Below are 26,521 nucleotides of genomic sequence, written 5' to 3' on the forward strand. Positions count from 1 at the left end.
TTAGATATAATATTAATTTTTATTTAAATAAATTTTCATAAGATTAATTATTTATCTTTCTTTCATTCAAGAAACTGAATTTTTATTTTTTTAATATTCACTTTATTTTTATTTTTTAAATAAGGAATTGTTCCTAATAATGGTGACTTAATATAACTTAACAAAGTTTGGATATAATATGGGGTATATTTATTTGGTGGTAATATATTATTAGCAATCCATCCTAAGCATATTAATTTTTCTGAAAGAATTGCTTTTTCGGTTAAAATAGCATGATTTATACATCCCATTTTTATTCCAACTACAAAAATAATTTCTAATTTTTCTTCTTTTATCCAATCTGAAAACAATACTGTTTCAGATAAAGGTGTATACCAACCACCAGCTCCTTCTATTAAAATCCAATTAGATTTTTGAGAAAGATTTTGTAATCCTAAAGATAAATCTTTTTTTTGTATAGTTTTCTTTTTAATTGAACTGATTATGTGAGGAGGAACATTTTCAGAAAATAAAATAGGATTAACCTCTTTAATATCTAACGTGATAGAGCTATTCTTTTGTAAAATCAAAGCATCTTGATTGATAAATTGATATTCTTTATTTTCCTTTTTAAAATTTATAATTTTTTCTTGTTTTATTCCAGAAGATATAGGTTTATATCCTGCTGTTTTATATCCTAGTTTATTTGCTTTTTTTAATAAAATACTGCTGACAACAGTTTTTCCTACATTAGTGTCGGTACCGGTAATAAATATTTTTTTTATCATAGTATCTTTAATTTATATCAAATTGAGAAAAATATTTTATTTTTTTTATAGTTAAGTATTAAATATTTTGCAAAAAAATTTTATATTGGGTAACTCAACACAATTTATTCTATGTATTTCATTCATAAATACAAGAATATAATAGGTTGGTTACTCAAATTAAAAATATTTTTTTTAATCAATTACAATGCTGCATTGTAGTACTGTTTTTTATTTAATTTTGAGGTATTTAAATTATTATTTTTTATTTTTTCTGCATCAATATTTTGTATTTTATAATCAGGATACAAATTTAATTTTTTAAAAAGATTTTGATCTTTTTCTTCACTTGGATTACCTGCAGTTAATAATTTACATCCATAAAAAATAGAATTTGCTCCAGCCATAAAACACAATGCTTGAGTTTGTTCATTCATATTTTCACGTCCAGCTGAAAGTCTAATGTAAGATTGTGGCATCATAATTCTTGTAGCAGCAATAACTCTAATAAATTCGAATGAATCTATATCTTCGGTATTTTCCATTGGTGTCCCCGGTATTTTAACTAACATATTAATTGGAACACTCTCTGGTTGAATAGATAAATTAGATAATGTCATTAAAAGCTCTATTCGATCCTGTATTTTTTCTCCAAGACCCATAATTCCACCCGAACAAATTTTCATACCAGAATTTCGTACTTTTTTTAGAGTATTTAAGCGTTCTTCATATGTTCTAGTTGTGATAATGCTACTATAAAAATTTGAAGATGTATCTAAGTTATGGTTATAAAAATCCAAACCCGCTCCAGCTAATCTTTTTGCCTGAAAATTATTTAAAGTTCCTAAAGTCATACAAGTTTCCAATCCTATTTTTTTTACTTCTTTAATAATCTTCTCTAAATATGGCATATCTTTTTCTTTGGGATTTTTCCATGCTGCACCCATACAGAATCGAGTTGAACCTAAAGATTTAGCTTTTTTTGCAGCTTTTAAAATCTGATCTATTTTTAATAAGGGCTCTTTTTTTAAACCTGTTTTATATCTAGAACTTTGTGGGCAATATTTACAATCTTCTGGACATGCACCAGTTTTAATTGATAGCAATGTACTAATCTGTATTTTATTAGGATTAAAATATTTTCTGTGTTTTTTTTGAGCTTCAAATAAAAGATCAAAAAAGGGTTTTTTAAAAAGTTTTTGTGTATCTTCTAGATTCCATTTTTGATTCATATAAACTCCAAAAAAATATGATTTTGTTTCATTAAAAGTTTATAATAACTTATTTAATATTTTTTATATATAAATTATGATAAGTCAATCCGATATATTATTTGATTATAAACATATTTGGCATCCATATTCTTCTATAGTTAATCCTCTTCCATGTTATTCTATAATATCAGCTAAGGGCGTTTATTTAAAATTAAAAAATGGAAAAAAAATAATAGATGGAATGTCTTCATGGTGGTCTACTATACATGGTTATAATCATCCTATATTAAACAAATCTTTAAAAAAACAAATTAGGAAAATGTCTCATGTGATGTTTGGAGGTATTACACATCCTTCTGCTATTCTGCTTTGTAGAAAATTAATAAAATTAACTCCAAAAAAATTAGATTGTGTATTTCTTTCAGATTCTGGTTCAGTATCAATTGAAGTTGCAATAAAGATGTTAATACAATATTGGGAATCATTAGGACAAAAACGAACCAAAATTTTAACTATCAAAAATGGTTATCATGGTGATACTTTTGCTGCTATGTCTATTTCTGATCCTAATAATTCTATGCATGAAATATATAATAAATTTTTACCGAAAAATTTATTTGCAGATGCCCCTACTTCTTCTTTTCATAAAGAATGGAATCCCTTTGACATAGAGTCTTTCAGAAAGATAATAAAAGAAAATTCTTTAAAAATAGCTGGTGTTGTATTAGAACCTATCGTACAGGGAGTTGGTGGAATGAATTTTTATCACCCTATGTATTTAAAAAATGTGAAAAAATTATGTCAAAATTATTCTATCCCATTAGTTTTTGATGAAATTGCTACTGGTTTTGGCCGAACCGGAAAATTATTTGCTTTCCAACATGCTGATGTTGTACCAGATATATTATGCATAGGAAAAGCGATGACAGGTGGGACTATTACATTAGCTGCTACTTTAGCTTCACGAAATATTGCAGATGCAATTAGTACAAGCAGTAGAAAGTGTTTTATGCATGGACCTACTTATATGGCCAATCCGTTAGCCTGTGCTGCAGCTAATGCTAATATAAAAATTTTAGAAAAAAATGAATGGCAAAAACAAATTAGTAGTATTGAAAAACAACTTCACGAAAATTTATTACCATTAATTCATCATGAAAGGGTAATAGACGTTCGTATATTAGGTGCTATTGGTGTAGTAGAATGTAGGCATTTTGTTAATATGCCGCTCATACAAAGTTTTTTTGTTAAGAATGGTGTTTGGATCCGCCCTTTTAGAAAAATAATTTATATTGTGCCACCATATATCATCAATTCAGATGAAATAAAAAAACTAATTAATGCTATTAAAAAAGCTTTAGATAATGATGTATTTTTTATGTAAAAAAACTATTATTTACTAATTTTAATTAAAAATGGAGTTATCCATAAAGGTCCTAAACCAGTTAAATATTGATTTATTTTTTTTAATTCGCCTGTTTTTTTACATATTTTATATATACTTAATTTATTAGATTTTTGACCAGTTACTATTAAATACTTATTATTTAAATCTATACAAAATGAACGCGGTTGTTCTTCTGTATTATATTCTTTAATAAAAATTAAGGTATTATTATGTTTGTGAATATGAAACAATGAAATAGTATTAAGATGTCTGTCAGATGCATATAAAAATTTACCACAGGAAGTTACATGAATATCTGCAGACCAATATTGTCTTTCAAGATTCTGAATTGATAATTTAATATTTTGTATATTTTTTACTTTTAATATAATATTTTCTTGGCATATTTTCCATACATCAATTGTACCGTTGAGTTCATTAATAGTATAAGCAAAATTTTCATTAGTATCAAATGTAATGTGACGTGGTCCAGATTGACTTTTACTTGAAATAAATTTTTGTTCAGTACTTTTTAATATCCCAAAATCTGTTAAATAGTATAAATAAATACGATTGTTTTTTAATGAAGTAACAAATAAAATTTTGTATTTTTTATTAAATTGAGATGCATGACAGCCCTGAATATTATGAATAATTTGTATTGGATTTTTAGGTATGCCATTTTTGTTTAATGGACTTACACTAATACAATTAGAATGATATGAACTACAAAATAAAAAATTTTTTTCGGTGTTAAAAGAAATATGATTAGGACTCCCAGGAATCATACTTTCTCCCTTCTTTTTAAGTAAACCATTGTTATCTATAAGATAAGTAATAATACGATTATTAGGACGTACTCCAGCATATAATAAATTTTTATCTTTTATTATGGCAATCGGTTGAACGTGACCCATTGTTTCTATTTTTTGTATTAATTCCATATTTCCATCTTCATATAAATTCCATGCTTCTATATTTTTACTTTCTGAATTAGAAATATAAATTATTTGTTTCATATAATTTCCTCAAATATTTTTTAATAAAAATTTAAAAAATGTACTTTATATAATTTTTTTTAAAGAGATTGTTAAAAATGGTGTTCATTTATTTTAAAATATTATATTTTTTAAATAATTTTTATATTTAAATTAATTAATAAATTCTTAATCCATTTAAGGCGTGTGTTATTTTCATCAAATTGATGAAAAAATTTTATTTTTTTTGAATTTTCCATTTTCCAAAGATTAGGTTCTTTTTTAAATAAATTTAATAAATATTCTGTATTAATAGAATTACATGAATTAAATTCTATAATTCCCATTTTTTTATTCGATTTAATTCGCGAAATACCTATTTTTTTTGCTAATAATCTAATTTTAGAAATTAAAATTAGATTTTTTGTAAAAATAGGCAATTTTCCAAATTGATTAACTAGATTAAATTGAATTTTTTCTATTTCTCTTTTAGTTTTAGCATTCGCAATTTTTTTATAAAAAAATAATCTTGTATTTACATCGAAAATATAACTTGAAGGTATTAAAGAAGGAACATGTAATTCGATATTTATATTTTTCACTAATTCATCTAATAAATCTTTTTTTTCGCCCTTTTTGATTATTCTAATTGCTTTTTTTAATAATTTTATATATAAATAAAAACCAATATTTTGTATATGACCGCTTTGTTCTCTGCCTAATATTTCACCTACTCCTCTAATTTCTAAATCTTCATTAGATAAAGTAAAACCACCTCCAAAATTATTTGTTGATGAAATTGCATCTAATCTCTTTTTTGCCTCTAAGGTCATTTTTTTTAAGTTATTAACTAATAAAAGAGCATATGCTTGATGATTCGACCTTCCAATTCTCCCCCTAAGTTGATGTAATTGAGATAAACCAAAATGATCTGCATTTTCAATAATAATTGTATTTGCTTTTGGTATATCAATACCACTTTCAATAATTGTTGTACAAACTAAAACATTAAAATAATAACTTTGAAATTCATACATAATTTTTTTTAAATCAATATTATGCATTTTTCCATGTCCTACTTTAATAATTGCTTCGGGAATTAAATTTGACAAATTCCTTGCTATATTGTCAATATTATTGACTTTATTATAAATATAATATACTTGTCCACCTCGATTAATTTCTCGTAAAATAACCTTTTTAACTAAAATAGGATTATATTCTTCTATAAATGTTTTTATTTGCAATCTTTCTTTTGGTGGTTCAGAAATAATAGAAAAATCTTTAATACCAGTCATCGCCATATGTAAAGTGCGAGGTATCGGCGTAGCTGTTAAAGTTAATATGTCAATATGAGGATAGATTTGTTTTATAATTTCCTTATGATTTACTCCAAATCGATGTTCTTCATCAATAATTAATAGACCAATATCATACCAATTTATTTTTTTAAATAGAATTTTATGTGTCCCTATTAATATATTAATATTCCCATTTTTAATGTTTTTCAAAATTTTTATTTGTTCTCTTTCACTCCTAAATCTAGATAAAATATCAATTTGAATTGGCCAGTTCTGAAAACGTTGTTTAAAATTTTTAAAATGTTGTTGCGCCAACAAAGTTGTTGGAACTAAAACAACGACTTGTTTATGATTTAATATAGATATAAAAGCTGCTCTCATAGCAACTTCTGTTTTTCCAAATCCTACATCTCCGCAAATTAATCTATCCATAGGAATAGATTTTTTCATGTCATTTAGTACAGATATTATTGCATTTTCTTGGTCTAAAGTCGTCTTAAATGGAAACGTTTTACAAAAATTTTGATATTCTTTTTCATTTATTTGAAATGAAAATCCGTTTTTATATATTCTTTTCGAATAAATGTCTAATAGAATTGCTGCGTGATCATATATATTTTTATTAATTTTCGTTTTTTCTTTTTTCCATGTATCACATCCTAGTTTATGCATAGGAATATGTTCTTGTGAAGTACTTACGTAGGGAGAAACAAGATGTAAATTAGAAACAGGTACATATAATTTATTTTCGTCTGCATATAAAATAATCAAATATTCAGATTCGATACTAGAGGTTTCTATAGTAGTTAATCCTTGATATCGTCCTACACCATGTTCAATATGAATAATAGGGTCATTAAATTTTATATTTTCTATATAATTCTTTTTTTTTTGAAAAGTATTTTTTTTTTCTAGCATCAGATATTTTTTAATTGTAAGCAATGAAAATATTTTTTATAGAAATAAAAAAATTGTTTTTTACATCTATAAATTCGTCATGTAAATCTAGCATTATATAAAAATAATTAAACTTTTGATTAATATCAATAATATTTTTTACATATTTTAGATAAATTTTTTTTAATTCTAAAATTTTTAAAAAATTTTTCAAAAACGAAAAAAATTTTATTAAATTTTTTATCATAAAAACAAACAGATAATTTTTTATAATAATTAATTAATAATTTAGTATTAATATTTTATTCTAATGAAATTTTAATAGAGGAGTATTTTTTTAAATATAAACTCAACTCATTTTTTTAACTACATTTTTTTTAATAAATTATATCTCTCTATAATTTTTTTCCAAATATTATTAGTACAGTTTTGATACCCATGTGAATAAACAATTAAAGTATTTTTAGATAAATAGGAAAATAATGTTGATAGAAAATGTTTAAGCAAAAACAGTTGAAAATAATTAATGTTCTTTTTACAAAAAATATTTTATAAAAATATTGAATATAATTTTTTTAAAATATTTTTTAAGTACCTGTATTTATTAAAAATTCGTTACTAGGTATAATAAAAGCTACATTTTTTCTTTAAAATTACAATTTTTTTAAATTAAATGATTGTACATTAATAACTTTGTTTTCTACAATATAGACTCTATATGAAAATTTTTCTCTGGTAAAATAAATATCAGGAAATACTTTTTATACTAAAATTACGCATTTTTTACTTCATTTACTTAAAGGTAACCAATTTTTTTACTTCTTTTATATTAGAATTTATAAAAACAACTATATCTAAATATTCTTCAGAAATATCAGCATATTTAAATATAATTATTAATGAAATTGATTTGTCTAATACAAATATTTTTTATTTTCTTTTATCATATATTATTTTTTAATTAAAAATTTTATTAAATCCTTTAAAATAGATTAAACAGACGATATGAAGACTATTTTTTTATGAAATAGAAATGAGAATAATAATTTATTCATAAATGCTTATATAGACTTTTTAAAAAATTAAAAAATTATGTTAATATACGGTTAAAAAAATTATTAAATATACATCTTAACTATAAAGATATTATTAATGTATAAGCCTATATATATATTTATTGGTTTACGTTACTTATATAATCACAATTTACCCAATTTCAAAAAAATGTTAATTATTTTGTCAATTGTAGGTATAAGCATTAGTATTTCTTCAATTATCATTACTATATCTATAATTAATGGAATTCAAAATAAATTTAAAAATAAAGTTTTATCTTTTATTCCACATATAATTATTACTAATCAATACGAAAAAATGAAAAAATCGGATTTTCCTGAAAAAATGTTAAAGTTAAAAAATATTGAAAATATTACCGATTTTATCAGCAAAAAAGTTATTATTAAAAGTAAAAATGAAATTAATATGGGAGAGATAATTGGGATTAATAAAAAAGATAAAAATATCATAAAAAATTACAATATTAAAAATATTTTCAATACTCTTAATTCAAAAAAAAATAATATAATTATAGGGATAGAATTATTTAAAAAATTAAATATTCATATTAACGATAAAATTACACTTATTCTGTTACCTAAAAAAAAAGAGAATTTTTTAAAAAATCATATTTCTGTTAACTTGTTTCAAGTTACTGGAGTATTTTCAACTAATAGTGAAATTGATAATTATCAGATATTGATGAATCGAAAAAATGCTTTAAATTTTTTTCATTATAATAAAAATTATATTACGGGTTGGAGAATATGGTTAAAAAATCCATTAAAATTAGATACTCAAAAAATAAAAAATTTAAATAAAAATTTTATAATATTAGACTGGAAAATGAAAATAGGTGAGTTATTTCAATCTATAGAAATTGAAAAATATATTATGTTTTTTTTCTTAATATTAATTTTATTAATAGCCACTTTAAATATGGTTATATCTTTAATAATATATGTATTAGAAAAAAAATATAGCATTGTAATTTTTCAATCGCAGGGATTGTCTAATTATAAAATTATGTTAATATTTATTATATTAAGTTCGATTTTATCTATAATTGGCAACTTTTTTGGTACAATACTCAGTATTATTCTAATAATAGAAAGGGATTTTTTGAAATTTTTAATAAATATATTTTTTTTTGATGTCGACATTCCTATAATAATCCTACCTACTCAAATTTTAATAATTAATCTTATATCTATATTAATTACAGTTTTTTCAACTTTATATCCAATTTGGCATATTGTTAATTCTACACCATCTAAAATATTATCGCATGAATAATAATGTAATTTTACAATGTATTAATTTAAAAAAATCTTTTTATATAAAAAAAGAAGAAATAAAAATTTTAAAAAACATATCATTAACAATAAAAAAAGGTGACATAACTATTATTACTGGAAAATCAGGTTCTGGAAAAAGTACATTTTTGAACTTATTAAGCGGACTTGATAAACCATCGTCTGGAAGAATATTATTTAATGGTATATTATTAAATTCTATGTCATCTAATGAAATAGCAGTTTTAAGAAATTTAAAACTGGGATTTATATTTCAATTTCATCATTTACTTTTAGATTTTAATGTTCTTGAAAACGTAGCTATGCCTATGCTAATTGCAAAAAAAAGTATTAAAGAATCAAAAGAAAAATCATATGAAATATTAAAAAAAATTGATTTAGAGAAAAAATTAAATCAATATCCATCTCAATTATCTGGTGGTGAAAGACAACGTGTCGCTATTGCTCGAGCAATGATAAATAAACCTAATTTAATAATTGCAGATGAACCAACAAGTCATTTAGACGAAAAAAACAAAAAAATTATTTTTAATTTAATATTAGAATTGAATAAGGAATTAAATACTTCTTTTTTGATTGTAACACATGATCTTATTTTTATAAAAGAAGCACCTATTTTACTTGAAATGAAAAATGGTCAGTTACTTAATAACAAAAATTAATATAAAAAGAAATATTCAATGAATTTTTTATCTTTTTTAATAGCAAAAAGATTACATCAAAAAAATAATACTACATTATTAATTTCTATTTTATCTAAAATAGGAATTTCTATTAGTATATTTGTTTTAATCTTAAGTTTTAGCGCTTTAAATGGATTTCAAATATTAATTAAAAAAAATATTTTATCAGCTTTGCCTCATGGGATTATTGTGTTGACAAAGAAATCAATATTAAATTGGAAAGATATTACAAAAAAAATAAGATTTATACCTGGGATTATTTATTCTGAGCCCTATATTTTTATGAATAGCATTTTGTTAAAAAACAATGAAATAAAATTTTTTAATATTAAAAGTTTTAAAAATATACAATATATAAAAAAATATTTTTCTTTTCAAAAGAAATTATTTAATTTTTCTAAATTATCTCATATGAATAATAATGAAATTATTCTTTCTTCTGATTTAGCAGAAAGTTTTTCTATTAGAGAAGGAGATTTTATTAATTTAATTATTTTAAATAAAAAAATTAATTTTAATGTTAAAAAAGTAAAAAATTATACTTTTAAAGTAAAATCTATATTTTATGCAAATAAAATATCAAATTCCAATATTGGATTAATACCTTTCACTTTTTTTCAAAAAAAACTAAAAATAGAAAAAAAAATTGATGCAATTGAACTATATATGTTTGATCCATTTCAAGCAGAAGAAATTATTTCTAAAATAAACAAAAAAGTAAAACAACCTCTTTTTTTTTATACATGGATAAACAATTATAAATACATATATCATGATATTAAAATAATTAAAACAATAATATATCTAACAGTATTCTTAATAATAATAATTTCATTTTTTAGCGTGATATCTATTTCTTTAAGATTAATAGATAAAAAGACTAAAGATATAGCTATTTTAAAAAGCATAGGTGCCAGCAATATTTTAATTCAATTGATTTTTTTTTTCTATGGGATGCGTTTTATTTTTGTAGGAAATCTAATCGGTTTAATCACAGGTGTGATAACAGTAGTAAATTTTAAAAAAATTATGTTTTTTTTAGAAAAAATTTTTAAAGACACTTGTTTATTAAAAAATATTTATTTTAAAAATTTTTTATTATTGAAATTAGAATTATTAGATTTAGTTATAATTTTTATAAGCACTTTAATGATTGCTGTAATTACAAACTGGTATCCATCGTACTATGCGTTAAAAATAGGTCCCAATAAAATATTAAAAGAATATTGAAAATGTTATTTTTAAAAAAAGAAAAAAATTTTTCATTAAAATATATAATTAATTATACATAATTAAAAACAACGGTGAAATAATGACTATTAAAGTAGGTATTAATGGATTTGGTCGTATTGGACGTGTTTTATTTCGACTAGCTCAAAAAAGAAAAAATATTGAAATTGTAGCTATAAACGATTTATTAGATCCTAAATATATAGCTTATATGCTTAAATATGATTCAACTCATGGAATTTTTAATGATAAAATTAAAGTTAAAAATAATGATATCATTCTTAATGAGAAAAAAATTAGAATTACTTCAATAAAAGATCCTGAAAAATTAATGTGGGGTGAATTATCAATTGATGTAGTAATTGAATCTACTGGTCTATTTTTAACTCAAGATACAGCTTATAAACATATTTTATCTGGTGCTAAAAAAGTAGTGATAACTGGTCCGTCAAAAGACGATATACCAATGTTTGTAAGAGGTGCTAATTTTAATAAATATAAAGGGGAAAAAATTGTATCAAATGCATCTTGTACAACTAACTGTTTAGCTCCATTAGCAAAGATAATAGATGATAATTTTGGTATTATAGAAGGTTTGATGACTACCGTACACTCTAGTACTGCTACTCAAAAAATTGTTGATGGTGCTTCAAAAAAAGACTGGAGAGGAGGGAGAGGGGCATTACAAAATATTATTCCTTCTTCTACTGGAGCAGCTATCGCTGTAGGGAAGGTATTACCAAATTTACATGGTAAATTAACAGGAATGGCATTTCGAGTGCCTACAGCGAATGTTTCAGTGGTAGATTTAACAGTTCGTTACAAACAATCAGCATCATATAATGAAATTTGCGAAATAATCAAATCAGCTTCTGAAAATGAAATGAAAGGTATTATGGGATATACGAAAGATGAAGTTGTATCAACAGATTTTAATGGTCAAGAGTTAACTTCTATTTTTGATGCAAAAGCAGGTTTATCTCTTAATAAAAATTTTTCTAAATTGATTGCTTGGTATGATAACGAAACAGGTTATTCTAGTAAAGTACTTGATTTAGTTTCATTAATCTCTTCTAAATAAAAAAATTTGTTTTTTATATAAAGTATATTTTATTGTTCTAATATGGCAGTATTAAGATCATACTTAGTACTGCCTTATTAATATTTTATTGTTATTTTATTGTCTAGACAATCTAACAAGAGAAGGTGTGAAAATAGTATTACTACGCCATGGATTTATATCAATTCCACCTCGTCGTGTATATCTTGCATATACACTTAATTTATTAGGTTTACAAATATTTTGTATGTCATTAAAAATTCTTTCAACACATTCTTCATGAAATTCATTGTGCATACGAAAAGAAATTAAATAACGTAATAATGAATTGTGATCAATTTGAAATCCATTGTATGAAATGTATATTGATGCCCAATCAGGTTGTTGAGTAGAAGGACAATTAGATTTAAATAGATTTGTATACAAATTTTCCTGAATTATTTTTTTTTTAGAAGATAGCATAAGAAATGATGGATTATATTTATATGATGTTATTTGAATATCTTTTTTATCTATACAAATACCGTGAAAAGATGCTATTTTTTGATTTCTAATATCATCTACGTCAAATATTTTAACTGTAATATCACCGCAAATACATCTCGTAAGATCAGCAGTTAAAGTATTAATAAAATCAATTTCTTGATTAAATTTAATTTGATTAAAACTATTAATATAAAGTTTAAAACTTTTAGATTCAATAATATTAATACTATTACTATCAAATTCTATTTGAGCAATAGCAATCTTTGGCAATCCATTATAATTTAACCAAGATAATTCATATAAAGTCCATACATCTTTTCCTGAAAAGGGTAAATTAATGTAATTTATTTGAATTTTTTTGCGATGTTTTTTTCTAGATATAGCTTGTAAAAGATTAAAGTGATTATTTTTGAAAATCATATTTTTTATTTAATAGATGTATTATATTTCGATATAAGATTTTTTTAAACGAATTTATCAATTGATAAAAATTTTATTATTCATTGAAATAAGGTAAAATTTCTTTTACCCATGTTTTTATTCTGTCCTTTGTTTTTTCTGATTGACGATCTTCGTCTAATACTAGTCCTACAAAATAATCTTTATTTAAAAGGGATTTTGAAGATTCAAAATTATATTCTATTGTAGGCCATTTTCCAACTATTTTAGCTTGCTTTTTTTTTAATATTTTATATATCAAACCTAATGCATCGCAAAAATATTCTCCATAGTCCTCTTGATCACCACATCCAAATAGTGCTACTGTTTTATTTAAAAAATTTATTTTTTTAAAAAAAGGTAAAAAATCGTCCCAATCACATTGTATTTCTCCATAATACCAAGTTGGTATACCTAGTATTAAATAATCAAAGTTTTCAATATCCTTTTTAGAAACATTACTAATATCATGCAGTATAGCATTATTTTTACCAATTTCTTTGTAAATCAATTTTGCAACTTTTTCTGTGTTTCCAGTATCACTTCCAAAAAAAATACCTATTTTTTTCATATTTCTATGCCTATTTTATCAAAATTTGCCGTCTTTTAATAAAAATATATTTATATTAAAAATAAAAAAAATATTTATCTAAATAAACATTTACTATTTTAAAAAATTGAAATTAAATTTATTTTATATTTAAAATTAGTCAATGAATTAAATTAAAAAATGATTTGTTTTTTTTTATTCATGTTATAAAATATATATAACTTTTTTTATTTTGTTAAAAAAATAAAACTTTAAATTTTTAAAAATTTTTTTTAAAAATATAAAAAACTATAACATATATTTTTTAACATAAAGTAAATATATTTAAAAAAATATGAAAACTAATTTAGTTTGGTTTCGCAATGACTTGCGTGTATATGATAATGCTGCATTATACAATGCTTGTATATCCAATGACGAAAAAGTTATCGGATTATTTATTTCCACTTCAAAGCAATGGAGAGATGATTTTTTTTCCCCAAAAAAAATATCATTTATTTATCATAATTTAATAAGTTTGAAAGAAGAATTGCTTAAATTAAATATTCATTTACACTATCATGATTCTACTGATTTTTTAAGTTCAATTGACTATTTAGTTTATTTTTGTAAAAAATATCAAATAAAAAATTTATTTTATAATTATCAATATGAAATTAATGAAAGTAATCGAGATAATCTAGTAAAAAAAAACTATTTAAAAAAGGCGTTTGTATAAAAGGATTTCACAGTAACCTATTAATTCCATCTAATCAAATAAAAAATACAAACAATCAAGCATATAGAATTTTTTCTTTTTTTAAAAAAAAAGTAGTGTATCATTTATCACAGAATATTCCAGAATGTTTTCCCGCTCCTACCAAGAGAAAAGCTTTTTCTCATTTTTTTTTATCAAAGTTATCATCAAAAAAAATTATTATTAATTTTAATCAAAAACATTTCCCAATAGGAGAAAAACAAGCTATTAATAAATTACATGCTTTTTGCAAAAATAAATTAAAGGCATATTCTTTAAAAAGAAATTTTCCATTTTTAAACAGTACTAGTATGCTGTCTCCATATTTATCTTTAGGAATAATATCTCCTCGATATTGTTTAAAAGTCATATTGAAAAAATATAAAAATATACCATTAAATATTATTTTAAATTCATCTTGGTTAAATGAAATTATATGGCGTGAATTTTATTATCATTTATTAATTAATTTTCCATTATTAGGCCACTCTGAATCATTAATGAAATGGGAAAAAAAAATTAACTGGATAGATAATATAAATCACTTTAATGCTTGGAAAGATGGAAAAACAGGATTTCCAATAATAGATGCAGGAATGAGACAATTAAACAAAACAGGTTGGATGCATAATAGATTAAGAATGATTACATCGAGTTTTTTAATTAAAAACCTTTTAATTAATTGGCGAAGGGGTGAAAAATATTTCATGTCGCGTTTGATTGATGGTGATTTCGCAATAAATAATGGCGGATGGCAATGGTCTGCATCAATAGGGAGTGATTCTGTTCCGTATATACGTATTTTTAATCCCATTAATCAGTCAAAAAATTTTGATAAGTATGGTTTATTTATACGAAAATATTTACCTGAATTAAATATTATTCCAGATAATTATATTCATAATCCACATAATTGGTTAAAAGAAAATAATTATAAAATAAATTATCCTCAACCAATTATAAATTATCAAACTAGCAAGGAAAAGGCATTATCAATATACAAAAAAGCACAATTAGATTCAAAAAATGAAAAGGTTTAAAATATATGGAAAATTTTTTATTAGAAAAAATTATTAATCAAAAATTATTAAGCGACCAATATAATGATATTGTACCAAATGGACTCCAAATAGAAGGTGAAAAAAAAATAAATAAAATTATTACAGGAGTAACTGCATGTCAAGATTTATTAGATAAAGCAGTATTATATAAGGCAAATACTATAATAGTACATCATGGTTATTTCTGGAAAAATGAATCTCAATATATTCATAATATGAAAAGAAATAGATTAAAAACTATATTGTCTAATAATATAAATTTGTATAGTTGGCATTTGCCTTTGGATGCTCATCCTCAATTAGGAAATAATGTACAGATAGCAAAAAAATTAGATATTTCTATAAAGGGTAATATTACACCTTATGTTTTTTGGGGTATTTTGAAAGAACATATAAATATTTTTGATTTTTCTAAAAAAATAGAGGAAAAATTTAAAAGAAAACCTACATATATATGTAAAAATACTTCAAAAAATATTTCACGTCTAGCTTGGTGTAGCGGAAAAGGACAAAATTTTATAAAACAAGCATATGATTTCGGAGTAGATACTTTTTTAACAGGTGAAATCTCAGAAGAAACAACACATATAGCTAAAGAATTAGGTATAAATTTTTTTTCTATGGGACACCATGCTACAGAAAAAGATGGAATTAAATCTTTAGGTGAATGGTTGCATAATAAATATGATCTGGATGTTAATTTTATTGATATTGAAAACCCTGCATAATAAAAAATATAAATATTTGATATATATTTTTAATATTATGATATTTTCAACATAAATAATTTAATTAAAACTATAAATAAAAAAAAATATGAAAAAAAATACACTAAAAAAGTGGGTTAACTCTTCTTGGTTATCTAGTAATAATCAAAATTATGTTGAAAAAATATATGAAAATTATTTATCAAATCCAAAATCTGTTGATATTGAATGGCAAAACACATTCTTAAATTTATCAAAAAAAGATACAAATTATCACAATCAATTAATTAATAATGAAAACAGACTAGAAAAAAAAATAAATAAAATTATTAATGTTTTTCGAAAAAAAGGTTATAAAAAATCTTTAATTAACCCTATTCAATTTGATAAAAATACCGAAAATATACCTTTAATGAATTTTTTTCATGATATAAATGAAAAAGAACTAAATCAAATAGTCTCAGTTAATTTTAAAAATTCTACTCAATATCAAACAAAAATTATAGATTTATATAAAGAATTAAATAAAAAGTACTGTGGATCTATTGGTTTTGAATATATGTATATTGAAAATACAATTGAAAAAGAATGGATTACAAAAAATATAGAATTATATTTTCAAGAAAAATCACTATCAAAAAAGGAGAAAATAAGATTTTTAAAAGAAATTATTTATGCAGAAACATTAGAAAAATATTTAGGAAAAAGATTTTCTGGTGTAAAAAGATTTTCTTTAGAAGGAGCTGAAACATTAGTTACTATATTACATGAAATAATAAGATATTCAAAAGAAAACTCTATATCTGAAATTATTATTGGAATGGCTCATAGAGGAAGATTAAATATATTAGTTAATGTATTAAATAAAAATCCAAAAATATTATTTGATGAATTTTCTGGTATTAATATTTCAAAAAAAAGAAGTGGAGATGTGAAATATCATATGGGTGGTATTGCAAAAATTAAAAACGGGGAAAAACAAATATCTTTAAAGTTAGAATATAATCCATCACATTTAGAAATAGTTAATCCAGTTATTTTAGGTGTTGCACGATCCTCTATAGATCAATTAAAAATCCCAGAAAATAAAATTTTATCAATTAGTATTCATGGTGATGCTTCTATTATTGGACAAGGAGTTACTCAAGAAACACTGAATATGTCTCAAACACAGGCTTATAAAATAGGTGGTACTATTCATATAGTGATTAACAATCAAATTGGATTTACTACCTCTAATCCTAAAAACCTTCGTTCTAGTAAATATTGTACTGATATTGCTAAAATAATTCAATCTCCTATATTTCACGTAAATTCTGATGATGTAGAAGCTTCTATTTTTGCTATTCAACTAGCGTTAAAATTTAAAAAAAAATTTAAGAAAGATGTTTTTCTAGATTTAGTATGTTATAGACGTCACGGACATAATGAAGTTGATGATCCTTTTGTAACTCAACCAATCATGTATCAAAAAATTCAAAATCATCCTACTATAACTAAAATATATTCTGATTTATTAATTTCTAAAAAATTAATTAAGTCTCATGATATTAAAAAAATAATAGAAAAATACAAATCTAATTTAATACAAGGTAAAAATATTTTTTCAAGCAAAAAAAATATAAATTTTCAATATGAAAATGAAAATTTTCTTCAAAAAAAAGAAAAAAAAGATACTGAATTAACTTTTTTAAATATTAAAAATTTATTTTATTCTATTAATAATATCCCTAATTCAATTTCAGTTCATCATCGAGTTCAAAAAATTTACCAAGAAAGAAGAGAAATGTACGAGGAAAAAAGATTAATTGATTGGGGAGCAGCTGAATCTTTAGCATATGCAACAATATTAAGTCAAGGAATTTCATGTCGCCTTTCAGGAGAAGATATAAGCAGAGGGACATTTTTTCATCGTCATGCATTCATTCATGATCAAAAAAATGGTTCTATTTATATTCCCTTACAAAACATAAGTAAAAATCAAGGTAAATTCGAAATTTTTGATTCTGTTTTATCTGAAGAAGCAGTATTAGCATTTGAATATGGATATTCATTATTCCCATCAAATAATTTGACAATTTGGGAAGCACAATTTGGTGATTTTGTGAATGGTGCACAAGTAGTAATTGATCAATTCATTAGTTCTAGCGAACAAAAATGGAATAAAAAATCCAACTTAGTAATTTTTTTACCACATGGTTATGAAGGACAAGGACCTGAGCATTCTTCCGCTAGAATTGAAAGATTTCTTCAACTTTGTGCAGAAGAAAATATGCAAATATGTATACCAACTGTATCTTCTCAAATATTTCATTTATTAAGACGTCAAATATTTAATGAAATTTGTAAACCATTGATTATTTTCACTCCTAAATCTCTTTTAAGAAATAATATGGCGAGTTCTTCCTTAAGAAGCTTAATTAATGGAAAGTTTAAAACTGTAATACATGAAATAGATAAAAACCAAAAACCGAGAAAACGGGTTATCTTTTGTTCTGGTAAAATATATTACGATCTTTTAGAATATTGTAATAATTATCTTATCAATAATATTGCATTAATTCGAATTGAACAATTATATCCTTTTCCTCAAAATAAAATATTAAAAATATTAAAAAATTATTTATATATAAAAGATTTTATTTGGTGTCAAGAAGAACCACAGAATCAAGGTGCATGGTTTTATATAAAGCAATATTTGCATACTCTCTTACCATCTAATTCTTATTTAAATTATATTGGACGTCCACCTTCTGCATCAACTGCAGTTGGTCATATTATAATGCACAGAAAAGAACAGGAAAAAATAATACATAATGCATTAAATATAAAATAGCATAAAAGGATAAAAAGTGAATAAAGTAAATATTCTTGTTCCAGACTTACCTGAATCTGTTAATGACGCAGTGGTTGTCAAGTGGCACAAAAAAATAGGAGAAGAAATTTTCATTGACGACAATATAGTTGATATTGAAACAGATAAAATAATGATAGAAGTTTCATCTCCATGCAATGGGATATTAAATATTATTTTAGAAGAAGAAGGAAAAATTGTAAAATCAAATCAAGTATTAGGAAAAATTGTACAATCAAAAACAAATGTAAATATAATTGAAGAAAAAGTTGAAAATTTGTTACAAGAAGATACTAAACCTTTAATAAAGAATATTAAAAATAATTTTTCCTTTAAAGAAAATGTAAATAATTCTTCACCTTCTATAAGACGTTTAATAAGAATTTATGGAATTAATAAAAATTTAAATATTATAGATGCATATAATAAGTCAATTTTTATTAAAAATGAAAAAAAAATTGAAGAAACTGTTTTAGATCGATCTGAAAAAGCTTCTTTCCTTCATCAAGAAGAAAGTAAAACTTATGAACATCGAATAAAAATGACAAGACTTCGTCAAAAAATTTCTGAAAGATTATTAGAAACTAAAAAAAATACGGCAATGTTAACTACTTTTAATGAAGTTAATATGCAACCAATAATATCATTACGTCAAAAGTATGGTCAATGTTTTGAAAAAAAACATGGTATTCGGATTGGTTTTATGTCTTTTTTTGTTAAATCAGTTGTAGAATCATTAAAAATTTTTCCAGAAATAAATGCCTCTATTGATCACACAGATATTGTATATTATAAGAATTTTGATATTAGTATTGCAGTATCAACTAAAAGAGGAGTAATAACACCAGTTTTAAGAAATGCAGATAAAATGAGCATGTCTGAAATAGAAAGAAAAATAAAAGAATTTTCCATTAAAAGTGCAGAAAATAAAATAAAATTAGAAGAATTAATTGGTGGTAATTTTACTATTACTAATGGCGGCGTATTTGGTTCTTTATTATCCACACCAATTATCAATCCACCTCAAACTGCTATATTGGGAATGCATACTATTAAAGATAGACCTATGGTTGTAAATGGAAAAATAAAAATTCTTCCGATGATGTACTTAGCATTATCTTATGATCATAGATTAGTAGATGGAAAACAATCTATAGAATTTTTAATAAAAATAAAAAATATATTAGAAGATTTTAATCGAATTACAATAAATGTATAATTTTTTTATCAATTATAAAATATAATTAAAAATATGTAATATTTAACATATACTAAAGGTACAGTATTTTTTATAAACTGTACTTTTATTCTAATAGAAATTAGTTGTTTTTTTATTAAAATTTATTATTTATTTTAAAAAAAATTTCAATGAAAAAAAATATTCATTTTTAAAAAAATAATTGTATATATTCTACAAATAGAAGGTAAACATGACAATCAATAAATTAATTTTAATTAGACATGGTGAAAGTAAGTGGAATAAATTAAACCAATTTACTGGATGGTATGATGCAGAATTAAGTGAAAATGGAAAAAAGGAAGCCAAAAATGCAGGTTTTTTATTAAAAAAACAAAAATTTTTTTTCGATTGTGCGTATACTTCGGTTTTAAAAAGAGCAATACATAGTTTGCAATATATATTAGATGTAATCAATCAAAATTGGATACCAGTAAAAAAATCTTGGCGATTAAATGAAAGACATTATGGTGCTCTAGAAGGATTTAATAAATATGAAACAATTAAAAAATATGGTGAGGAAAAAGTTCATTTATGGAGAAGAAGTTTTGATATAATACCTCCTAAAATTAGTTTAAATGATAAACGATTTCCAGGTCATGATATACGTTATGCTAATCTAAAAGTAGACAATATTCCATTAGGTGAAAGTTTAGAATTAACTGTAAAAAGAGTAATTCCTTATTGGAAAAAAACTATTTTTCCGCAGATACAAGAAAAGAAAAGAATTCTTATAGTAGCACACGGAAATTCCCTACGTGCATTAATTCAATATTTAAATAAAATAGATAACGAAAAAATTTTAGAATTAAATATTCCAACTGCAACTCCAATTGTTTTAGAATTCAATGAAAAATACATCCCTATTAAATGGTATTATTTAAAATAAGTTACTAAAAAAATTATTTAAAAAATACGTTTCCATCAATTATCGATATATAAAAAATATTTCATCTCTTATTTTTTAGAGATCGACTTTCTTTTAATAAAAATATTGTTATATTTTTTATAAAAAATCATTAAAAAAAAATATGTAGTTAAAATAGGATTTTTATGATTAAAAAAATTGGAGTATTAACTAGTGGCGGAGATGCTCCTGGAATGAATGCTGCAATTAGGGGAGTAGTAAGAACAGCATTAAGCGAAAACTTAGAAGTATTTGGAATTTATGATGGATATTTAGGACTTTATGAAAATCGTATGAAAAAATTAGATCGATACAGTGTATCTGATATGATTAATCGAGGTGGTACATTTCTAGGATCGGCTAGATTTCCTGACTTTCATAAATATGAAACACGAACTATAGCTATTAATAACCTAAATAAAAGGAATATAGATGCTTTAGTTGTTATTGGAGGAGATGGATCATATATAGGAGCGCAAAAACTAACAAAAATGGGTGTCCCTTGTATTAGTATACCAGGAACTATAGATAATGATGTTGCAGGGACTGATTATACAATAGGTTATTTTACAGCTTTAGAAACAGTTGTCGAAGCAATTGATAGATTACGAGATACTTCTTCTTCGCATCAAAGAATTTCTATTGTAGAAGTAATGGGTAGATACTGTGGAGATTTAACATTAGCCGCTGCAATAGCTGGTGGTTGTGAATTTATTGTTCTTCCAGAAATTAGTTATAAAAAAGAAGAACTAGTGCGCGAAATTAAAGCAGGTATTAAAAAAGGTAAAAAACATGCAATAGTCGCAATAACAGAATATATTTGTGACGTAGAAAAATTAGCTCAATACATTGAAAGAAAAACAAACCGAGAAACACGAGCAACAATATTAGGTCACATACAAAGAGGGGGGGCACCAGTAGTATATGATCGAATATTAGCTTCTAGAATGGGGGCATATGCAGTAGAATTATTAAATAGAGGATATCAAGGGAAATGCGTGGGTGTAAAAAATGAAAAAATGGTATTTAATGATATTACAGAAGCATTAAAAAATATGAAACGGGTTTTTAAAAAAGATTGGTTAATTACAGCCAAAAAGTTATACTAAAATTAAATTAGTGCCGGTTTTTCCGGCGCTCTAATATTTTTTTAAATAGAATTTGTAGGTACGTCGATAATGAATCTTTGTAGTAAAAAAAAACTATTAAAACAATGTTTTTTTGAATTTTTTGGAACAGGTTTGATAGTATTTATCGGATTTATCTTTTTAGGAGCATCAAAATTAACTAATTTTCATTTTAATCATTATGAAATGAGTTTTATTTGGGGGTTAGGAGTATCTATATCAATTTATTTTAATTTTTCAATTTCTGGAGCACATTTAAATCCTGCTATTACTATTTTTCTATGGTTATCTTCGCAGTTTAATAAAAAAAAAGTCATACCTTATCTAATATCACAAATTTTTGGAACTTTTTTCTTTAGTATTATCGTATATATTATATATTACAAATTATTAATTACATTTGAAAATAAATATAATATTATAAGAGGAACAAAAAAAAGTCTTGAATTAGCTTCCATCTTTTGTATTTTCCCTAAAGAAAATAATAATTTTATTTATGATTTTATATTAGAAATAATTATTTCATCTCTTTTTATAGTTTTACTAATGAAAATAAATGAAAAAAATAATTTCTTTCAGTCTTATAATTTTATGAGACCTATTTTAATAGGAATTTTAGTAACATTGCTTAATTTATCCCTAGGAGATTGTAACAATATAACTTTAAATCCAGCACGAGACTTAGGTCCTAGAATATTTTTAAGTTTATTCGGATGGGGTAAGTTGGTATTTATAAATGATCATAAAAATATATTGCCATATTTTTTAATACCGGAAATCGCACCTATCCTAGGTATAAATTTAGGTGGTTGGATATATATAATTATCTTGAAGAGATAATTATTTTTTTTGTAAAATATTGTCAGATATCTCTATGATTTTTAAAAACTCTTCATGTTTTAAAGATGCACTGCCAACTAACAATCCATCTATATCTACTTTTTTTAAAAAATTTTCTGCATTCAACGAGTTTACGGATCCACCATATTGTACAATTAATTTTTCTGCACTAATAGTATCATATTTTTTAATATAATTTTTTATAAATTGATGTATTAATTGTACATCATCTGGATTTGCAGAAACACCTGTCCCAATAGCCCAAATAGGTTCATATGCAATAATCGTATTTCTAAACGCAGTTTCTCCAAAAACAGTTAATATAGACTTGAGTTGTTTTTTTAAAATTTTTTTAGTTTGATTTGATTTTTTTTCTATTTCAGTTTCCCCTATACATAAAATAGGCACTAAATTTAGTTTTTTTACTAAGCCAAACTTTTTTGTAATGATTTCGTCATTTTCATAATGAAATAAACGTCTTTCAGAATGACCAAGTATAACATATTGAACACCAATATCTTTCATCATTAAAACTGAATTTTCACCAGTAAATGCACCATTAATATTTACATCTATATTTTGTGCACTAAGGAAAACGTTTGTATTACGTATATTCTTGTATACTCGCTCTAAGAATACCGTAGGAGGTGCAATTATAATGATATTTTTTCTTGAATAAAGAGGAATTTTTGATTTCAGGAAACTTAAAAAATACGAAATGCTTTTTATGCTACCATTTAACTTCCAATTAGCTACAATAATTTTTTTTTTCATATTCTTATGCCAAGTATATTTTTTTATATCTATAGAAACTAAGTTTTTTAGTAAAATATTTACTTAGTTTCTATTACAAAATTAATAAAATGTGTTATTTATACAAAATATTAGTTCGATCTCTTAGTTTTTTTCCTGGTTTAAAATACGGTACATATTTTTCATTTAACTGTATTTTTTTTCCATTTTTAGGATTCCGACCTATTCGAGAAGATCTATAATGTAAAGAAAAACTACCAAATCCTCGAATTTCAATTCTTTTTCCTAGAGATAATGAAATTGATATATGTTCGAGAATTTCCTTTATAGCATATTTTATTATTTTACTTGAAATATGAGATTTTTTTTCAGCAATTCTTTCGAATAATTCTGATTTCGTCATAAATCCTCTATAAAATTATACATATAATTTACAAAAAAACTTTAAATAACTATTCAGTATTTTTAGCGGCTTTAAAGGCTTCTGCCATAACGTTTGAAAAAGATTCATCATTTAATTTTGCATTTGATTTATTTTTTACATCTTTAATATGTTCATTTTTATCTGAAATATAAAAATTAAGATTAATAATTCTATTTTTTCGATCAAAATTAGATATTTTTACTAAAATAGTATCATCTATTTTTGATTTTTTTATTATTTCTTCATAATGAAGACGAGAAGATTCAGAAAATTTTATATTTCCTTCTATACCTTCTGATAATTTTACTATTATACCTTTTTTATCAAAGAATTTGATTTTTCCTGTAATTATAGCACCTTTTTTATAATTTGAAATATATGTATTTAAAGGATCGTCTTCTAATTGTTTAATTCCTAAAGAAATACGCTCTCGTTCTGCATCTACTTGTAAAACTATAGCTGATATTTCATCACCTTTTTTATAATTTTTAACAGCTTCTTCACCTGGAGTAATCCATGAAATATCTGATAAATGTACTAATCCATCAATACCACCTTTTAGCCCAATGAAAATGCCGAAATCTGTAATAGATTTTATTTTTCCAGCAACACGAATTCCTTTTTTATGAGTTTCAGAAAATTGTTGCCAAGGATTAATTTTACACTGTTTCAAACCAAGAGAAATACGACGACGTTCTTCATCAATATCTAAAACTATAACATCTACCATATCATTGACTGAAACTACCTTAGATGGATGAATATTCTTATTTGTCCAATCCATTTCAGATACATGTACAAGACCTTCTACACCTTCCTCGATTTCTACAAAACAGCCATAATCTGTTAGATTTGTCACACGACCAGTTAACTTAATTCCCTCAGGATAACGATTGGAGATAGCTATCCAAGGATCTTCGCCTAATTGCTTTAATCCTAGAGAAACGCGCGTTCTTTCTCTATCGAATTTTAATATTTTAACATCAATTTCATCACCAACATTTACAATTTCATTTGGATGTTTTACTCTTTTCCAAGCCATATCAGTAATATGTAGTAATCCATCGACTCCGCCTAAATCTACAAAAGCACCATAATCTGTTAAATTTTTTACAATACCTTTAATTTTTATACCTTCCTGTAAATTTTCAAGTAATTGATCTCTTTCGGCACTGTTTTCAGATTCAATTACCGCTCTTCGGGAAACAACAACATTATTTCTTTTTTGATCTAATTTAATTACTTTAAATTCTAGTTCTTTACCTTCAAGATGAATAGTATCTCTAACAGGACGAATATCTACTAAAGATCCCGGTAAAAACGCACGTATATCATTTAGTTCTACAGTAAATCCACCTTTCACTTTTCCATTAATAATACCTATAACTATTTCTGATTTTTCATGAGCTTGTTCTAATATTAACCATGCTTCATGTCGTTTTGCTTTTTCTCGAGATAAAAGTGTTTCTCCGAATCCATCTTCAATAGCATCCAAAGCTACGTCAATTTGGTCTCCAATTTTTATTTCTAGCACTCCTTGGGAGTTTTTAAATTGTTCAGATGGAATAGAAGATTCAGATTTAAGACCAGCGTCAACAAGTACTATATCTTTTTCTATAGAAACAACAACTCCACGAATAATAGAACCTGGACGAGTTTTAATCTCTTTTAGCGATTCTTCAAATAATTGAGCAAAAGATTCATTCATATTAATAATATTTAAAAAAAATTCATTAAATGTTCATTTTAACTTCATGCTAAAATGAGCTTATTTTATATATCTTTTAATAATCCATATTAAAAGCGTACAATTTTACAATAAAAATTTTTGTTTTTTTGTAAAATAAACATTTATTTTTTTATAATATAATTTCATAAAAAAATTCATTACTTCATTAAAATTCATATTTGTTGAATCTAATATTATAGCATTTTCTGATGGGCATAAAGGAGAAATTAATCTATTCTTATCACGTTCATCACGAATTTTCATTTCTTTTGATAATTCTTTGAAATTAACGTAATATCCATTTTTTTTTAATTGTAAAAATCTTCTATAAACTCGAGATTCTAATGTTGCATCTAAAAAAAGTTTAACGATAGCATCAGGAAAAACTATTGTACCCATATCTCGTCCTTCTGCTATCAAACCTGGAAAACAACGAAAACGCCTTTGCTGATTCAGTAAAAGTTTTCTCACTTTGCCTAGTGTTCCTAATTGAGAAGCAATCTCGCTAACTTTTCGAAAAGTTATTTTTTTTGAGTATTTTATTAATCTTTTTTTTAAATAAATATGTCTAACTGTTTCTATAATAGGAATAATATTTTTTTCTACAATAGGAATTTTTTTTTTAACATAAAAAATGCTAAATATCGATATATTATACCTGATTCTAATATATGCCACTTAAGTTTTTGAGCAATTGCTTTAGACAAACAACTTTTTCCAACACCACTGGGTCCATCAATTGTCACAACAGGAATTTTATTATTCATATTTTTCTTAAAAATTAAATAGGTTAAATAAATGCAAA

Annotated in this window: 20 protein-coding genes and 2 pseudogenes; 12 read left to right on the top strand and 10 right to left on the bottom strand. The window is 23.7% G+C overall.

Features of this window, described 5'->3' with window-relative positions; all coding sequences use genetic code 11:
• Window positions 1-62: 62 nt before the first annotated feature.
• Window positions 63-767 carry a dethiobiotin synthase gene (bioD, locus tag AB4W74_RS01470; RefSeq protein ID WP_367682236.1) on the bottom strand — a complete coding sequence of 235 codons (705 nt, stop codon included), beginning with the start codon at window positions 765-767 and terminating at the stop codon, window positions 63-65.
• Between the two features lie 182 nt (window positions 768-949).
• On the bottom strand, window positions 950-1,978 hold the full coding sequence (gene bioB, locus AB4W74_RS01475; protein WP_367682237.1) for a biotin synthase BioB: 1,029 nt from the start codon (window positions 1,976-1,978) through the stop codon (window positions 950-952).
• Between the two features lie 79 nt (window positions 1,979-2,057).
• Between bioB and bioA the strand changes: the two genes are divergently transcribed.
• Window positions 2,058-3,344: an adenosylmethionine--8-amino-7-oxononanoate transaminase gene (gene bioA, locus AB4W74_RS01480; protein WP_367682249.1), complete on the top strand. Its 1,287-nt coding sequence runs from the start codon at window positions 2,058-2,060 to the stop codon at window positions 3,342-3,344.
• Window positions 3,345-3,352: 8 nt separating this feature from the next.
• Here the strand turns inward: bioA and pgl are convergent, their stop codons facing one another.
• The gene (gene pgl, locus AB4W74_RS01485; protein WP_367681706.1) at window positions 3,353-4,366 is read right to left on the bottom strand and encodes a 6-phosphogluconolactonase; all 1,014 of its coding nucleotides are present in this window, start codon (window positions 4,364-4,366) and stop codon (window positions 3,353-3,355) included.
• A gap of 110 nt (window positions 4,367-4,476) precedes the next feature.
• The gene (gene mfd / locus AB4W74_RS01490; RefSeq protein WP_367681707.1) at window positions 4,477-6,543 is read right to left on the bottom strand and encodes a transcription-repair coupling factor; all 2,067 of its coding nucleotides are present in this window, start codon (window positions 6,541-6,543) and stop codon (window positions 4,477-4,479) included.
• 1,131 nt (window positions 6,544-7,674) lie between these two features.
• Here mfd and AB4W74_RS01495 point away from each other — a divergent pair.
• The 4 genes from AB4W74_RS01495 (at window position 7,675) to gap (ending at window position 11,888) form a co-directional block, all read left to right on the top strand.
• Window positions 7,675-8,874 carry an FtsX-like permease family protein gene (locus AB4W74_RS01495; protein WP_367681708.1) on the top strand — a complete coding sequence of 400 codons (1,200 nt, stop codon included), beginning with the start codon at window positions 7,675-7,677 and terminating at the stop codon, window positions 8,872-8,874.
• On the top strand, window positions 8,867-9,556 hold the full coding sequence (lolD, locus tag AB4W74_RS01500) for a lipoprotein-releasing ABC transporter ATP-binding protein LolD (RefSeq protein ID WP_367681709.1): 690 nt from the start codon (window positions 8,867-8,869) through the stop codon (window positions 9,554-9,556). Before AB4W74_RS01495 ends, lolD begins: the two co-directional genes overlap by 8 nt.
• An 18-nt stretch (window positions 9,557-9,574) precedes the next feature.
• Complete coding sequence (locus AB4W74_RS01505; RefSeq protein ID WP_367681710.1) at window positions 9,575-10,807, top strand: FtsX-like permease family protein; 1,233 nt, start codon at window positions 9,575-9,577, stop codon at window positions 10,805-10,807.
• A gap of 82 nt (window positions 10,808-10,889) precedes the next feature.
• Window positions 10,890-11,888: a type I glyceraldehyde-3-phosphate dehydrogenase gene (gene gap / locus AB4W74_RS01510; protein ID WP_367681711.1), complete on the top strand. Its 999-nt coding sequence runs from the start codon at window positions 10,890-10,892 to the stop codon at window positions 11,886-11,888.
• Window positions 11,889-11,984: 96 nt separating this feature from the next.
• Here gap and queF read toward each other — a convergent pair whose 3' ends face one another.
• Both queF and fldA read right to left on the bottom strand, forming a co-directional pair.
• A complete protein-coding gene (gene queF, locus AB4W74_RS01515) occupies window positions 11,985-12,773 on the bottom strand; it encodes an NADPH-dependent 7-cyano-7-deazaguanine reductase QueF (protein WP_367681712.1) in 789 nt (262 codons plus the stop codon).
• Between the two features lie 76 nt (window positions 12,774-12,849).
• Window positions 12,850-13,362, bottom strand: a complete 513-nt coding sequence (gene fldA / locus AB4W74_RS01520; RefSeq protein WP_367681713.1) for a flavodoxin FldA — start codon at window positions 13,360-13,362, stop codon at window positions 12,850-12,852.
• Window positions 13,363-13,675: 313 nt separating this feature from the next.
• Between fldA and phrB the strand changes: the two are divergent.
• The 7 genes and pseudogenes from phrB to AB4W74_RS01555 all read left to right on the top strand — a co-directional run bounded on the left by phrB (window position 13,676) and on the right by AB4W74_RS01555 (window position 22,810).
• A pseudogene (gene phrB / locus AB4W74_RS01525) lies at window positions 13,676-15,117 on the top strand (deoxyribodipyrimidine photo-lyase).
• 5 nt (window positions 15,118-15,122) lie between these two features.
• Window positions 15,123-15,866, top strand: coding sequence for a Nif3-like dinuclear metal center hexameric protein (locus AB4W74_RS01530; protein ID WP_367681714.1), 744 nt, complete (start codon window positions 15,123-15,125; stop codon window positions 15,864-15,866).
• 88 nt (window positions 15,867-15,954) lie between these two features.
• Window positions 15,955-18,681 carry a 2-oxoglutarate dehydrogenase E1 component gene (locus tag AB4W74_RS01535; RefSeq protein ID WP_367681715.1) on the top strand — a complete coding sequence of 909 codons (2,727 nt, stop codon included), beginning with the start codon at window positions 15,955-15,957 and terminating at the stop codon, window positions 18,679-18,681.
• Window positions 18,682-18,697: 16 nt separating this feature from the next.
• A complete protein-coding gene (gene sucB, locus AB4W74_RS01540; protein WP_367681716.1) occupies window positions 18,698-19,918 on the top strand; it encodes a dihydrolipoyllysine-residue succinyltransferase in 1,221 nt (406 codons plus the stop codon).
• Window positions 19,919-20,129: 211 nt separating this feature from the next.
• Entirely contained in the window at window positions 20,130-20,825 is a 696-nt protein-coding gene (gpmA, locus tag AB4W74_RS01545; protein WP_367681717.1) for a 2,3-diphosphoglycerate-dependent phosphoglycerate mutase, read from the top strand.
• A 164-nt stretch (window positions 20,826-20,989) separates the two neighbouring features.
• A complete protein-coding gene (gene pfkA / locus AB4W74_RS01550; protein WP_367681718.1) occupies window positions 20,990-21,952 on the top strand; it encodes a 6-phosphofructokinase in 963 nt (320 codons plus the stop codon).
• A 69-nt stretch (window positions 21,953-22,021) separates the two neighbouring features.
• Window positions 22,022-22,810 carry an MIP/aquaporin family protein gene (locus AB4W74_RS01555; RefSeq protein WP_367681719.1) on the top strand — a complete coding sequence of 263 codons (789 nt, stop codon included), beginning with the start codon at window positions 22,022-22,024 and terminating at the stop codon, window positions 22,808-22,810.
• On the opposite strand, the gene tpiA is transcribed toward AB4W74_RS01555, so the two are convergent.
• From tpiA to cmk, 4 genes and pseudogenes are all read right to left on the bottom strand, one after another.
• Window positions 22,811-23,584, bottom strand: a complete 774-nt coding sequence (gene tpiA, locus AB4W74_RS01560; RefSeq protein ID WP_367681720.1) for a triose-phosphate isomerase — start codon at window positions 23,582-23,584, stop codon at window positions 22,811-22,813.
• A gap of 94 nt (window positions 23,585-23,678) precedes the next feature.
• Window positions 23,679-23,966, bottom strand: a complete 288-nt coding sequence (gene ihfB / locus AB4W74_RS01565) for an integration host factor subunit beta (RefSeq protein ID WP_367681721.1) — start codon at window positions 23,964-23,966, stop codon at window positions 23,679-23,681.
• Between the two features lie 49 nt (window positions 23,967-24,015).
• Entirely contained in the window at window positions 24,016-25,695 is a 1,680-nt protein-coding gene (gene rpsA, locus AB4W74_RS01570; protein WP_367681722.1) for a 30S ribosomal protein S1, read from the bottom strand.
• 105 nt (window positions 25,696-25,800) lie between these two features.
• Window positions 25,801-26,483 (bottom strand): annotated as a pseudogene (gene cmk / locus AB4W74_RS01575) ((d)CMP kinase).
• Window positions 26,484-26,521 lie beyond the last annotated feature (38 nt).

Source organism: Buchnera aphidicola (Hyalopterus amygdali) (assembly GCF_964059015.1).
Lineage (GTDB): Bacteria > Pseudomonadota > Gammaproteobacteria > Enterobacterales > Enterobacteriaceae > Buchnera > Buchnera aphidicola_BN.

Coding starts and splice junctions, on each gene's coding strand:
- bioD (WP_367682236.1), bottom strand. CDS start 767: ATGATAAAAAAAATATTTATTACCGGTACCGACACTAATGTAGGAAAA.
- bioB (WP_367682237.1), bottom strand. CDS start 1,978: ATGAATCAAAAATGGAATCTAGAAGATACACAAAAACTTTTTAAAAAA.
- pgl (WP_367681706.1), bottom strand. CDS start 4,366: ATGAAACAAATAATTTATATTTCTAATTCAGAAAGTAAAAATATAGAA.
- mfd (WP_367681707.1), bottom strand. CDS start 6,543: ATGCTAGAAAAAAAAAATACTTTTCAAAAAAAAAAGAATTATATAGAA.
- AB4W74_RS01495 (WP_367681708.1), top strand. CDS start 7,675: ATGTATAAGCCTATATATATATTTATTGGTTTACGTTACTTATATAAT.
- lolD (WP_367681709.1), top strand. CDS start 8,867: ATGAATAATAATGTAATTTTACAATGTATTAATTTAAAAAAATCTTTT.
- AB4W74_RS01505 (WP_367681710.1), top strand. CDS start 9,575: ATGAATTTTTTATCTTTTTTAATAGCAAAAAGATTACATCAAAAAAAT.
- gap (WP_367681711.1), top strand. CDS start 10,890: ATGACTATTAAAGTAGGTATTAATGGATTTGGTCGTATTGGACGTGTT.
- queF (WP_367681712.1), bottom strand. CDS start 12,773: ATGATTTTCAAAAATAATCACTTTAATCTTTTACAAGCTATATCTAGA.
- fldA (WP_367681713.1), bottom strand. CDS start 13,362: ATGAAAAAAATAGGTATTTTTTTTGGAAGTGATACTGGAAACACAGAA.
- AB4W74_RS01530 (WP_367681714.1), top strand. CDS start 15,123: ATGGAAAATTTTTTATTAGAAAAAATTATTAATCAAAAATTATTAAGC.
- AB4W74_RS01535 (WP_367681715.1), top strand. CDS start 15,955: ATGAAAAAAAATACACTAAAAAAGTGGGTTAACTCTTCTTGGTTATCT.
- gpmA (WP_367681717.1), top strand. CDS start 20,130: ATGACAATCAATAAATTAATTTTAATTAGACATGGTGAAAGTAAGTGG.
- pfkA (WP_367681718.1), top strand. CDS start 20,990: ATGATTAAAAAAATTGGAGTATTAACTAGTGGCGGAGATGCTCCTGGA.
- AB4W74_RS01555 (WP_367681719.1), top strand. CDS start 22,022: ATGAATCTTTGTAGTAAAAAAAAACTATTAAAACAATGTTTTTTTGAA.
- tpiA (WP_367681720.1), bottom strand. CDS start 23,584: ATGAAAAAAAAAATTATTGTAGCTAATTGGAAGTTAAATGGTAGCATA.
- ihfB (WP_367681721.1), bottom strand. CDS start 23,966: ATGACGAAATCAGAATTATTCGAAAGAATTGCTGAAAAAAAATCTCAT.
- rpsA (WP_367681722.1), bottom strand. CDS start 25,695: ATGAATGAATCTTTTGCTCAATTATTTGAAGAATCGCTAAAAGAGATT.